The following is a 13546-nucleotide window of genomic DNA, read 5'->3' as shown; positions in this document are numbered from 1 at the left end:
GATCTCCCCATGGGAAAGGAACATGCAGGACAAGACGGAACTGTCGGCTAACGCCGGGAAGCGGACGATGACGGCGCTTTGTAAGGTCGAGGCGGCCCGAAGCCCAGCGCGCGCCGCAGGTACGCGGAATCGACAGTGGCGGGCTCGGCCAGGCCCGGGGTGGCGGCCAGGGTGTGGGTGCGGTCGTAGGTGCGGTCGTGACGGCAGTAGCTGAGGAAGCCGTTCAGATGCGAGGCGATGAACCGTTCGGCGTCGGTCGGATCGGGAACCTCCTCGACGCACTCGATCCGCAAGCCCGGAAAGTGGTCCTCGAGCACGCCGACGAGCCGGCTCATCGGCGTCGGTTGGGGATGCACCACGTGAAACGTCTGGACGTCCTGCGGACCACGCGGCGCGTCGCATCCGATGCGGACCATGGCCTCCGTGGCGTAAGAGTCCGGCAGGATGTTGAACGTCGCTCGCGGCGATGCCTGCAGCCGCAGCCTCACACGCGCTCCCTGGGGGCGCTGAGCCGGGATTCCGGGTGCACCGCCGCGAGCGACCGTCTCCAGCAGCTGCCCGAACACCGAGAGAGGATGGCCCGGCGCTCCGTCGGACAGAGGCCTGTCGCAGGCGACCACGCTGGGGCGCAGGATGACAGCCCCACGCTGCCGGCTCCGCGCCCACTGCCGGACCAGCTTCTCCCCCTCGTACTTGGACGCGTCGTAGAAGGTCGCGAAGCCGTAGGCGTCCGTCAGATCGTCTTCCATGATGTGTCCGCGGCTTCGTCCACCGGCAACAGCCATCGTGCTGACGTGAACCAGGCGGCAGTCGGAGGTTGTCGTGTCAATGAACTCCAGCATGTGCGCGGTGCCCTGGGCATTGGTGGCGAACAGCCGTTCGCGTTCACCGGCCAGAGCGATATCCCCCGCGCAGTGCCACACTTCATCGACTTCCTGCGCCAGGCGCGCGTACAGGGCCGGCGGAAGCCCGAGCCACTGACGTGTGATGTCCCCGCTGACGCACCGCAGACGGCCAAGAGCCTGCTCCTCCAAGGCCCCCGCGCCGCAGGCCTGCAGAGCGCGCACCGTGCGTGCGCGCACCGTCGAGAGTTCCCCGCGGCCCAGGGCGATGACCCGCTGCCTCCGGTTGGTCAGAAGTGAGTGGGCGATGCGAGAACCCAGGAATCCGGTGGCTCCGGTGATCAATACCGTCACGGCAGCAGCATGTACCAGGACCTCACTCAGCACCAAACCCACAGTGATGGATCGAACGCATTGTGTATTTGCAGGATCGTGCCGCGTTGCTGCGACAGTGCAGAGCCGGTCACAGACTGCCGACATGCCCCAAGCGTGTCGCCTCCTGCCCTCATTTATGGGAACGCAGGGGCTTGCCTGGACTTCGCTGACACGTGGGACTCGGGATGGTGACTTCTCCGCGATCATGACATGCCCGGGCGGCCTTCCGCGGGAGGCGCGCCTCAGCCAATCAACGGGTGTGGTCAGAACCTGTAGCGCGCACGCGCGTTGGCACCGGCGACGAGTGCTCTGTAATGGCTGCTGGTGGTGAGCAGGGCTTCATGGTCGCCGGCGACCACTGTCCCGTCCTCCTCGAACAGGATGATGTGCCGAGCGTTGCGGACAATGGACAGTCGGTGGCTGGCGGCAATGACGCAGCGGGTGGCCGCCAGGTGATCGATGGCTAGGCTGACGCGATGTTCGCTGACCCCGTCGAGCTGGGAGTTCGGCTCGTCGAGGAGCACGATTTCGCTCTCCGTGAGAAGCGCGCGGGCCACGGCCAGGCGTTGGCGTTGACCGCCGGAGAGGTCCAGGGACCGGCCGAGGGGAGTGTCGAGGGCCCGGGGGAGGGACAGGACGGCCTCGCGCAGGCCGACCGTCTCCAGGACGTTCACCAGCTCCTCGTCGTCGACCGGTCGCGTGAGGCCGATGCGGAGGTTCTCGCGGACCGTGCCCTCGACCAGGGTGGAGTGCTGATCGACGTAGGTGGCGCGCCGACGTAGCTCGCTGAGCGGCCAGTTGTCTGCGGGCCGTCCCAGGACACGGATCTCGCCCAGGTCGGGTTCGGTCAGACGGTTGATCAAGGTCAGCACCGTGGATTTGCCCGCCCCCGAGGAGCCGACGAGGGCGGTCAGGCCGGTCGCGGGGGCGTGGAAGCTCACGCGGTCCAGGACCGGGCTGCCCCCGGGGTGGGTGAAGGAGACGTGCTCGAAGACCACCGCCGCCACTTCCCGGCGGGGTGGCGGTCGCGTGGCGGGCGGTGCGCTGTAGTCCCTCTCCGCCGCGAGGGCGAAGAGGTGGTGGAAGCGGCTCCGAGCAGCCAGACCGGTCTGTAGATGGCCGATGCCGACAGCTGCGACGGCGACGGGAGAGGAGAGGTGCAGCAGGTACAGGAAGAAGCCGCTGAAGGAGGCCAGGGACAACTCCCCGCGCGTGATCCGCTGCCCGGCGGCCAGCGCGACGGCCAGGACCGCGACCTGCTGGCCCAGGCTCACGACCGGACCGATGAGGCACTGGAGACGGGAGGCGGGCAGACACGCGGCCCGTACGTCGGCGGCGGCACGCCCGAGTCTCTGTCCGGCCGCGGCCTCGTAGCGGCAGGCCTTGACGATGACGAGTGCGGTGAGGTGGGAGGTGAGGCCTTGGGCGAGATGCCCGAGGGCGCGCTGCTGGGCACTCGCGAGGTGTTTCATACGGGCCGTCATCAGAGCGACGCAGACGCCGGCCAGGCCAAAGGAGCCCACGGCGACCAGGGTGAGCACGGGGTCGATGACGGCCATGGCGGCGAGCGTGGCCACGGTGGCGATCAGCGCCACCGGGAGGTGGACGAGGCCGCTCTCGATGAGTAGGCGCAGCAGCACGGCGTCCGAGGTGACCCTGGCGGTCAGGCTGCCGGCGCCCTCGTCGCGGACCGTACGTAGAGGCAACCGCAGGAGGTGGTCCATGGCCCGGCGGCGCAGGCGCAGGACGGTGCGCTCGCCTACCCCGGCCAGCAGCCATCCGCACAGGGCCTGGAGCGCGGCTGCGCCCAGGACGGCGACGCTCATGCCCACGGCGGGACGGATGACCGACTCGCGTTGAGTGAGGGCATCCGTGACATCCATGGCCAGCCACGGCCCGGTCAGAGCTGCGGCGGCCGAGGCCAGGGACAGGGCGGCGGCCAGAGCGAGCAGTGCCCGGTTGCCGCGAAGGAGGTCCCGGCCAATGCTCCGGCCGGATGGTGTGCCGCGGGTGGGGGAGAGGGGCGTCTCCGTCTGGTGGGTGCGAGCCGTCGGGAGGGTCACCCCGTGTCCACGGAGCGGGCGGTACCGGCTGCGGGAGGGATCGGCCGGCCGCGTGCGAGGTCCAGGCTGAACGCGGTCGTCAGGGACCGCGGCAGGTGGCGCAAGCCCCAGGCGCAGGCCCTGTATCGGCGGCTGGGAATGCTGATCAAGCGGCCTCTGGCCAGGTCCCGCAGGGCGGCAGTGACCACCTGCTCGCTGTTCAGCCACATCAGCCGGGGCAGGCGACCGACCTCTAGACCCGCCCGCTGGTGAAACGCCGTACGGACGTAGCCAGGCAGCAGGGCCATGATGCTTACCCCGCTGCTCCTGACCGGCGCAGAGCGGGCGACGGACTCGGTGAAGGCGAGCACCCAGGACTTGCTGGCGGGGTAGGTGCTGCCGAGCCAGGTCGGCCCGCAGGCGGCGACGGACGCGACGTTGATGATGCGGCCGGAGCCGCGGCGCATCATGGCGGGGAGAACGGTGTGGGTCGTGCGCAGCACACAGCCGATGTTCAGCTGCATGAGGGTCTCCTCCTCACCTAGGTCTCCGGCGGGGAAGGGCGCAGCGAGGGCCATCCCGGCGTTGTTGACCAGCAGGTCCGGGACGTTCTCGGCCAGGCTGTCGGTGAGGAGGCGACTGCCGGCGGGGGTGGCCAGGTCGGCTGCGAGCGTGGTGACCCGGCGGCCCGGGTGCCCCAACCCGGCAGCCGTGCTCTCCAGGTCGTGTTCGGTGCGGGCGACCAGGGTCAGGTCGTGACCGGTCCTGGCCAGGTGTGCGGCGAAGGCCAGTCCGAGGCCCGAGGTGGCACCGGTGATCACCGCTGAGGGCATGACGGCCTCTCGCTTCGGGGGAGGGTTGGCGTCCGTTCACACCGGCTGGGGCACGTCGTCGGGGGTGAACCGTACGGCCGTCCCGTACAGGTCGAGCAGGCCCTGAAAGGGCTGGGAGGGCAGGCCGGGCTTCCACAGTTCGACGGCCATCTCCCCGTGGTACAGCAGGGGCCAGCGGACGTAGGTCCGCGTGTCGGCGGGGCTGTTGACGGCGTGTGAGCGGCGGACAGTGTTGCGGGCGATCTCGACGGTCAGGTCGGTGCCGCAGCCGAACCCGTAGGGGAATTCCTCACGGTCCGCCTCCACGGTCTCGATCACCGTGTCGTCGCTGGAGGTGACGCCGACGTGGGCGTGGATGCCGGCTCTGATGAGGGGAACGTCGCGTTCCCCATTCGGGTCGAGGACCCAGGTACCCGACTGGTCCTTGGTGACGCGGACGGTGGGGCACGCCTCCATCAGGGCGCAAACCTCCCACGTCTCCACCGAGGGCTGCATCGGCAGCACGCCGTTCGGGGCCAGGACGCGCAGGCGTCGGCCGTCGGCCAGGCGCGGTTCGACGGCCACGACCTGCTCGCGCGTCAGGGCCCGTTTGTCGACGTCCCAGGAACCCGAGGCGCTGACCACCAGGCAGTCGAGGTCGGGGTCGAAGGCGAACAGCATGCCCTCGCTGAATCCCCGCACCCCCATGTAGATCTCGTACATGTCGGCCAGCTGCTCGGAGACGAAGTCGGACACCTTCAACGGCGGGGACAGCAGTCCCAGTTCGCCCATCCGGCGGCCAGCGGCGGCCAGGCGCTCGGGGGTGGTGCCGGCCAGCCATGCCTCTGCGGTGATGGCGTCGCGAACAGTGTCGTAGTCCTCGGCGACCTGTTGGGCGCATGCCGCGGTGACCAGCCGGTCGCGCATGCGGTCGGCGATGTCGTCCACCTCCGTGGGGTGTCCGCCCTCCATGGTGCACAGGGTCACCTCCCGCACCTGGCCGGGAGCTTCACCGCGCGACACGAACAGGACTTTGGCCGCTCCCAGCCGCCCCATGGCCGTGCGGGCGGTGGCGACGGTCTCGGCATGGGTCAGGGCACTGAGCAGTTCCGGCACTTCGACCACGGCGACGACGTGGCGCGGGTTGCGGCGAAGCCCGTGGCGTTGGCGCAGCATCGCGCTCAGCGGCGGGTACTCCTCGGGGATCCGCTCCCGCAGAGGATCGGGCCCGTCCGGAACCTCTCCGCAGATGAGCATCAGGTCGACATCGCCGTGGGAGCGGTCGAAAACGGTGTGGCCCTGCACCTCGAACGAGGCGACCAGACGGTCCAGGAACGCCCGCAGTGCCGGCTGCCCGGCCGGCACCTCCCCGATGACCTGCACCGTGCACGGACGCCACCAGCCGCATGCCGTCAGGTCGGTGCGAACGGCTGGCGCGGCAACCGGTGAACTGCTCATGGCCTACCTTCCGGAAACGTCGTCGAGGCCGCCTCAGGGCGGGCCTTCGTCGGCTCGGTGTGCCCGCCGCGCGGGAGCGCGACGGCGACACGGATCCACCTGCCTGCGGACGCGAAGGTGGCGGGCCCTGCGGGGCGGGCATCGGGACGACGGCGACCCTACCGGCGGCCGGTGTGCCGACGGCTTGCCGTCACCCTTCCGAGAGCCGACGCGCGGCAGATTGACGCCACTCCACCTCCCGATCCGGCATGTCCGCAGGTGGAGGCCGGTGGAGGAGCTACGCAGGTTCACCCGCAGTGGTGAATCCGCCAAGGCAGGCACGGGCGCTGGCAGGCTGAAGTACCCCTCGATGCGCGCCGATGTCGCCTGCACCGTTCCCCCGAATGCAGTAACGGGTGAAAGGGCCGTGCTTCCGCTCCCTAAGATCGCGGAGGCCTCGGCGGCGGAAACACATCGCCGGACCGCCTTACATGCGGCGCACCGCTGCCGCCCACCCCCTTGTGCACCGGGAGAACTCCGTGACCGTGGCCCCCGCGAACCCCGACAGGCCGGCTGTGGCGATCGTGGGCCTCTCGTGCCGCCTGCCGGGTGGCATCTTTGGATCGGACGACCTGTGGGCGGCGTTGCGTGAGGGACGCGATCTCGTGGGCGAGGTACCGCCCGACCGGTTCGATCCCGAACGATTCGTCGACACGAAGCGGCGCAAGGGCAACAAGAGCTACACGGCCGCAGGCGGGTTCCTGTCAGACGTGACCGGCTTCGACACCGGCTACTTCCAGCGCATCTCGCCCCGGGAGGCGGCGCGCATGGACCCGCAGCACAGGCTGCTGCTGGAGATGGCGGTCGATGCCCTGGACGACGCCGGCATCGACCAGGCCGCCACCGCCGGCTCGGACACGGCGGTGTTCGTCGGCATGTCGAGCCACGACTACGCCGACCTGCAGGCCTCCGGCGCGGACGCCCCCAACGCCTACACGATGGCCGGTCTCGCGGCTACCAACGCGGCCAACCGCATCTCCCACCTGCTCGACTGGCACGGGCCGAGCATGACGGTGGACACCGCCTGCTCCTCGGCGCTGACCGCCCTCCACCAGGCGTGCGAGACCTTGCGGGCGGGCCGGGCCCGCATGGCGCTGGCCGGCGGAGTGAGCGTCCTGCTCAGCCCGTTCGGCTTCACCGGCTTCTCCGCCGCCTCCATGCTGTCGCCGACCGGCCGCTGCCGAGTCTTCTCGGCCGAAGCCGACGGCTACGTGCGCGCGGAAGGCGGCGGCGTGGTGGCGCTCAAGCGCCTGACCGACGCCCTCGCCGACGGCGACCGCATCCACGGGGTGATCCTGGCCAGCGGCGTCAACAGCGACGGCAGCACCACCGGACTGGCACTGCCCAGCGCCCAGGCCCAGGCGGCACTGCTGGAGCAGGTCTACGCCCAGGCCGGAGTGACGGCCGACGACCTCTCCTACTTCGAAGCCCACGGCACCGGCACCCCCGTGGGCGACCCCATCGAGTGCGACGCCATCGGGCGAGCCCTGGGCAGCCGCCGCACGGTCAGGCCGCTGCCGATCGGGTCGGTCAAGAGCAACACCGGCCACCTGGAAGCCGCCTCCGGCATGGCCGGGCTACTCAAGGCCCTGCTCATCCTGCGCCACCGACACATCCCACCGACCCTTCACGCGCAGCCGCTGAGTCCCCACATCGACTTCAACAGTTGGCGACTTGACCCCTGCACCGAGGCCAGGCCCCTGGACCAGCAGCGGCCGGTGGTCGGCGTCAACTCCTTCGGCTTCGGCGGCTCCAACGCGCACGCCGTCCTCGCCGCCGCACCGGCGGCTGCCGTGACCGGCCCACCCCCGCAACACGGCGGCCCGCTGCCGGTGATGGTCTCGGCCCGTACCCCCGAGGCGCTGGAAGCCGCAGCCGTCCGCATGGCCGAGCGGCTCCGGGAAGAAAATCCGGAGGGCTTCTACGACGCCGCGTGGACCGCCGCACGCCGCCGCACCCTGCACCCGCACCGGGCCGTCGTCCTCGCCTCCGGCGCCCAGGAGGCAGCCGAAGCGCTGGAGTCCATCGGTCGGGGCGCGCTCCCGCTGCCCACCGCCACCGCCACCGGACAGGCGGTGACGGACGGCCGGGTGGTCTTCGCCTTCAGCGGCAACGGCTCCCAGTGGGCCGGCATGGGCGCGGACCTGCTGCGCGAGGAGCCCATCTTCCGCGCCGCGCTCACCCAGGTCGACGACGCACTCGCGCCCCACCTGGGCTGGTCGGTACGTGAGGAGATGGTCGGAGCCGACCCCCTCCGCATCCAGGCCACGGAGATCGCCCAGCCGTTGCTGTTCGCCTTCCAGATCGGCCTGGTGGAACTGCTCAAGGCCCGTGGTATCCGCCCGGCCGTCGTCCTGGGCCACAGCGTCGGTGAGATCGCCGCCGCCCACGTAGCAGGCGCCCTCGACCTGCGCACCGCCGCCCGGGTGGTCGCCGAACGCAGCCGTGCGCAGGCCGCCACCCGCGGCCGGGGTCGCATGGCCGCGATCGGCCTGTCCGCGGAAGAAGCGGCCAAGGAACTCGCCCCCTATGCCGGCAGCCTGGAGATCGCCGCCGTCAACGGCGACCACGACGTCACCGTCTGCGGTCCCGAGGACGATCTCCGCGCGTTGGGCCGTGACCTGGACATGCGCGCGGTCTTCTTCCGTATGCTGGAGCTGGACTACGCCTTCCACAGCCGCGCCATGGACCCCGTCCAGGACGATCTGCTCGCCTCCTTGGACGGGCTGCGCCCCGCCGCCACCGGCATCCCGTTCGTCTCGACGGTCACCGGTACCACCTGCCCGGGCGAGGACCTCGAAGCCCGCTACTGGTGGCGCAACGTCCGCGAACCCGTCCTGTTCGGACCGGCGCTGCACACCCTGCTGGACGACGGCTACGACACCTTCGTCGACATCGGCCCCCACCCGGTCCTGCGGCCCTACCTCCGCAAGGCCACCAAGGACCTGGAACGGCCGGTACTGGCCATGGGCACCTGCGCCCGGGCGGTGCCCGGGCCCGCCGCCGTCGACACCGCGGCTGCACAGATGCTTGCCGCCGGCGCCCGCGTCCACTGGGATGCCTTCTTTCCCCGGCCGGGCCGCACAGTGGACCTGCCCGCCTACCCCTGGCAGCGCGAACGGCACTGGCGCGGCGACCCCCAGTGGTGGCTGCGCGTCACCGGTGAGACCACTCCCGTCCAGCACCCGTTGCTGGGGGCACGCGTCTCCGTCCAGCACCCCGCCTGGTCCAATTTGGTGGAGCCCACCCGATTGCCCTGGCTGACCGACCACCAGGTGGGCGGGGCCGTCGTCATGCCCGCCGCCGCCTACCTGGAAATGGCGCTCGCCGCCGGCCGGCTCGTCCACGACGCCCCCGTCGAGGTCAACCACCTCCTCATCACCCGCGCCCTCGACCTGCCCTGGGACGACGACACCACCGACGTCCGCGTGCAGGTCTCCCTCCACGAACCCGACCAGGCCCTGGAGATCGCCGCCCGCACCGGCGACGACCTGCCCTGGCAGCCGTACGCACGAGCCCGGGTGAGGCGTCTGCTGGCCACCGCACCGGCGTCCATCGACCCCACCGCCCTGCGCGCGCGTCTGCACACCCGGCTGGACGCCGCCGAGCACTACGCCCGCGCCCGCCGCGCCGGTCTCGCCTACGGCCCCGCCTTCCAGGTCCTCACCGACCTTCGCCTGGGACAAGGCGAAGTCCTCGCCTCCTACACCCTGACCGAACCCGCCGACGACTACCACGTCCACCCCGCGCTGCTCGACGGAGCCCTGCAGGCGGGTGGCTGCCTGACCACCGTCGACGGCGAGTACCTGCCGTTCCTGCCGGTCGCCGCCGAAGCACTGCGCCTGTGGCACACCCCACCGCAGACCGGCCTCATCCACGTACGCCTGCGCGAGAGCAGCCCCCAGGAACTGTGCTGGGACATCACCCTGTCCGACACCGAAGGCCAGGTCTGCCTCGAACTCACCGGCTGCCGGCTGCGCCGCATGGGTAACACTCCCACCGAACCCGTGCAGCACCTCGTCAACGTGCTGCGCGCCGCCCCCAGCGCCACCGAGCCGGCACGGCCCGTGCCCCTGCCCTCGCCGACCGCCTTGGCCCAGGCATGTCTGCCCCACCGCGACCGGCTGGAGAACGCCTGGCGCGCAGAGGGCCACGGGATCGGACTGCAACGCCTCCGTGAGTGCTGCTCCCGCCTGACCGCCGACGCGTTCGCCCAGCTGCTGCCGCCGGGACAAGCCGAGTTCGACACCAGTGACCTGGTGGCGGGCGGCATGCAGCCCCAGCACGCCCGGCTGGCCGAGCTGCTCGCCCACGCCACTCGCGGCCTGGTGCGCCAGACCCGGCCGCCCCAGGCAGACCGCCCCGCCCGCTGGCACCTCCCCGAGACGGACGGCCCCCCGCCGCTGGAACTGTTCCAGCAGCTCGTGCGAGATTTCCCCCACCAAGCGGTTGAAATCTCCCTGTTCGGCCGATGCTGCCGGCACCTGGCCGACGTCCTGCGCGGCAAGCGCGATCCGCTGACGCTGCTCTTCGACGAACCAGATCGCCATCTGATCGAGTACTTCTACAGCGACGCGGTACAGCCCCGCTTCCACAATCAACTCTTGCGCACCCTGGTGCGGGAACAGATCCGCACCTGGCCGGCCGATCGGCCGCTGCGGATCCTGGAGGTCGGTGCCGGCACCGGCAGCAGCACGGCCCTGCTGCTGCCCCACCTCCCGGCCGAAAGGACCGCCTACACCTTCACCGACCTGTCGGCCGGGTTCTTCCCCCACGCCAAGGCCCGCTTCGCCGACTTCGACTTCGTCGACTACCGGACCCTCGACCTCAACCAGGACCCCGCCGAGCAGGGCTTCACCGAGGCGTCCTTCGACGTGGTGATCGCCACCAACGTCCTGCACGCCACCCGGGACCTGCGCGCGACCCTCGCCCGCATCACCCACCTCCTCGCCGACGGCGGGCAACTCCTCGCCCACGAGACCCATGAGCCCGGCTTGTTGGCACCCTGCTTCGGAACCCTCGCCGGCTTCTGGGACTTCACCGACACCTCGCTCCGGCAGGACTCCCCCCTGCTGTCCGCAGACGCCTGGCAACCGCTGCTGCGGGAGTGCGGATTCGACGAGGTCGCCCAGCTCGGACACGACGCGCCCCTGCCCGGTCTCGAGTACTCCGTGCTCTGCGCCCGCCGCACCGAACGGGCCGCCACCGCCGACCCCATCCCCGGTGAGCTGCCCGCCGCCCAGGACACCCGCTGGCTGCTCGCCGGCGAGAGCCCGGACAGCAACCTGATCCGCACCCTCGCCGACGCCCTCACCGGCACGGGCGCCGACGTCCACCTCGCCGGCCTGGACGACGCCCCCCAGCACTGGGGCCGGCTCGCGCGCGCCCAGCAACCGCCCCACACCGTCCTGGTCTTCGACGCCGGGCACCCCGCCGCCGACCCTTCCGAGGCATCCGAACAAGCCGTCACCCGTCTCGGCGCGCTACGGACCCTCGCCGGCACCGCCTCGCACCTGCCAGCTGGATCAACCACCAACCTGTGGATCATCACCCGCCCCAGCGGCATCCACTCCGCTCCCGAACAACCCCAGGTTCCCCAGGACGCAGTGCTGTGGGGCGCCACCCGCTCCCTTGCCAACGAGATCCCCCACCTCACCATCCGGCGCATCTCCCTGGACGCCGGACTCCGCCCCGCGGACGACGCCCGGCGCCTCGCGGCCGAACTGCTCCACCCCACCGACGAGGACGAGGTCGTCCTCACCCGTGGCGGACGCTTCCTCCCTCGCACCGTCGCCCTGCCCACGGTCACCGACACCCACGACGCCCCCGCACCCGTGCCCTTCACCCTGCGCCTTCACGACGCCGGCCTGCAGCCCCGGCTCACCTGGGCACCCGACCGCCCGCAGCGGCCCGCCGACGACGAGGTCACCATCGCCGTCGAAGCGGCAGCGCTCAACTACCGCGACGTCATGCTGGCCGTAGGCCTCCTGCCGCCCGGAGCGGAAACACCGATGCCAGAGGGCCCAGCCCTGGGCCTCGAATGCGCCGGCACGGTCACCGCCGTCGGCAGCTCGGTCACCCACCTCGCACCGGGCGACCGCGTCTACGCGCTCGCACCCCGCAGCCTCAGTTCCCAGGTGACCGTCAACGCCCGCCTCGTCGGCCCCGTCCCCGACGGGATGACGTTCGCCGAAGCCGCCACCCTGCCCGTCGTGTACTTCACCGTCCACCACGCCCTCGAACGCCTCGCCCACCTCCAGCCAGACGAGACCGTCCTCATCCACGGCGCAGCCGGCGGCATCGGGCTGGCCGCCCTCCAACTCGCCCGGGCACGAGGCGCCACGGTCATCGCCACCGCCGGCACCCCCGCCAAGCGCGACCTGCTGCGCATGCTCGGCGTCCCCCACGTCCTAGACTCCCGCACCCTGGACTTTGCTGCACAGGTCCGTGACCTCACCAGCGGCCGAGGCGTCGACGTCGTCCTCAACTCACTCGCAGGCGAGGCCATCAGCCGCAGTCTGGAACTGCTGCGGCCCGGCGGTCGCTTCCTGGAACTGGGCAAGCGCGACATCTACGCTTCCACCCCCCTGGGACTAAGGCCCTTCGGCAACAACATCGCCTTCTTCGGCGTCGACGCCCACCAGCTCATCTCCAGCCGCCTGCCCCAGGCCGGCATCTGTTTCGACGAGATGGCACAACGGATCACTGACGGCACCTACGGACCACTGCTGCACCTGCCCTACCCCGCCGCCCGGATCGGCGAAGCCCTGCGCGCCCTGCAACGCTCCCGCCACCTCGGCAAGGTCGTCATCACCTTCGAGGAGACGCCGCCCCTCGACAGGCCCCACCCGCCCCTGCGGCTGTCCCCGGACGCCACCTACCTGATCACCGGCGGACTCAGCGGCCTCGGAGCCGCCCTCGCACACCGCCTCGTCGACCACGGCGCCCGCCACCTCGCCCTCCTGGGCCGCAGGGGCGCCGACACCCCCGGCGCCGACGACCTCATCCAAGCCTTGGCCGATCACGGCGCCCAAGCAACCGCCCACACGGCCGACGTCACCCGCGAGGAGGACCTACGCCGGGCGCTGGACGCCATCGACACCGGACCCCACCCGCTGCGCGGAGTGATCCACGCCGCGATGGCCCTGGACGACGCACCGCTCGCCGAACTCACCGACGAACGCCTCCGCACCGCCCTGGAACCCAAAATGCTCGGTGCAGCACACCTGGACGCCCTCACACGCGACCGCGACCTCGACCTCTTCGCCACCTGCTCCTCGGTCACCACCTGGTTCGGCAACGCCTACCAGGCCAACTACACCGCCGCCAACGGCTACCTCGAAGCGCTCACCCGCAACCGGCGCGCCACCGGGCTGCCCGGCACGACCATGGCCTGGGGCGCCATCGGCGACACCGGCTACGCCGCCCGCCACGGCATCACCGACATGCTCACCCGCCTCGGCCTGGACAACCTCACCCCCCGCGAAGCCTGCACCGCCCTCGAGGACGCCATCGCCCGGGACACCGACGTCAGCGCCGCCGCCCGGATCGACTGGGCCCGCATCCGCAGCATGATGCCGGCCGTACAGACGCCCCGGCTAGCCGGTCTCATCCCCGCCCACACCCCCCAAGACGACGGCCCCGACCACCTGCGCCACCGTCTCGCCACCGCCACCCCCGACGAAGCCGTCACCCTGGCAGCCGACGCCATCACCCAGGTCCTCGCCGACATCCTGCAGACCGACCCCGCCCGACTCGACCGCGACCGCCGGCTGGACCAGCTCGGCCTGGACTCCCTCATGGCCGTCGAGGCCGTCATCGCCGCCCGCCGCCGACTGGGCTGCGAACTGCCGACGCTGGAGTTCCTCAACGCCCAAGGCATCACCGACCTCGCCAGGCGCGCGCTGATCCGCCTCGGCTACCAAGCCCCCAACCAGACCCCGCCCACCCACTGATCCCGCCGACGTCCCCACTTATC

The 13546-nt window shown here is 71.2% G+C and carries 5 protein-coding genes; 1 reads left to right on the top strand and 4 read right to left on the bottom strand.

Annotation, left to right across the window (positions count from 1 at the left end):
- Positions 1–47 precede the first annotated feature (47 nt).
- The 4 genes from ABZZ38_RS22430 to ABZZ38_RS22415 all read right to left on the bottom strand — a co-directional run bounded on the left by ABZZ38_RS22430 (position 48) and on the right by ABZZ38_RS22415 (position 5529).
- The gene (locus tag ABZZ38_RS22430) at positions 48–1196 is read right to left on the bottom strand and encodes an SDR family oxidoreductase (RefSeq protein ID WP_356742692.1); all 1149 of its coding nucleotides are present in this window, start codon (positions 1194–1196) and stop codon (positions 48–50) included.
- Between the two features lie 284 nt (positions 1197–1480).
- The gene (locus ABZZ38_RS22425; RefSeq protein ID WP_356742689.1) at positions 1481–3280 is read right to left on the bottom strand and encodes an ABC transporter ATP-binding protein; all 1800 of its coding nucleotides are present in this window, start codon (positions 3278–3280) and stop codon (positions 1481–1483) included.
- A complete protein-coding gene (locus tag ABZZ38_RS22420) occupies positions 3277–4092 on the bottom strand; it encodes an SDR family NAD(P)-dependent oxidoreductase (RefSeq protein ID WP_356742686.1) in 816 nt (271 codons plus the stop codon). The genes ABZZ38_RS22425 and ABZZ38_RS22420 overlap by 4 nt, the downstream gene beginning before the upstream one ends.
- A 36-nt stretch (positions 4093–4128) precedes the next feature.
- Complete coding sequence (locus tag ABZZ38_RS22415) at positions 4129–5529, bottom strand: hypothetical protein (protein ID WP_356742684.1); 1401 nt, start codon at positions 5527–5529, stop codon at positions 4129–4131.
- A gap of 518 nt (positions 5530–6047) precedes the next feature.
- On the opposite strand from ABZZ38_RS22415, the gene ABZZ38_RS22410 reads away from it, so the two are divergent.
- Complete coding sequence (locus ABZZ38_RS22410; protein ID WP_356742681.1) at positions 6048–13523, top strand: SDR family NAD(P)-dependent oxidoreductase; 7476 nt, start codon at positions 6048–6050, stop codon at positions 13521–13523.
- Positions 13524–13546: the final 23 nt, after the last annotated feature.

It is taken from the genome of Streptomyces sp. NPDC006368, from assembly GCF_040612535.1.
In the GTDB taxonomy this organism is placed as follows: domain Bacteria; phylum Actinomycetota; class Actinomycetes; order Streptomycetales; family Streptomycetaceae; genus Streptomyces.
The sequence above is the reverse complement of the archived record's forward strand: the minus strand, read 5'-3'. Positions and strand labels throughout refer to the sequence as shown.

Coding starts and splice junctions, on each gene's coding strand:
- ABZZ38_RS22420 (WP_356742686.1), bottom strand. CDS start 4,092: ATGCCCTCAGCGGTGATCACCGGTGCCACCTCGGGCCTCGGACTGGCC.
- ABZZ38_RS22415 (WP_356742684.1), bottom strand. CDS start 5,529: ATGAGCAGTTCACCGGTTGCCGCGCCAGCCGTTCGCACCGACCTGACG.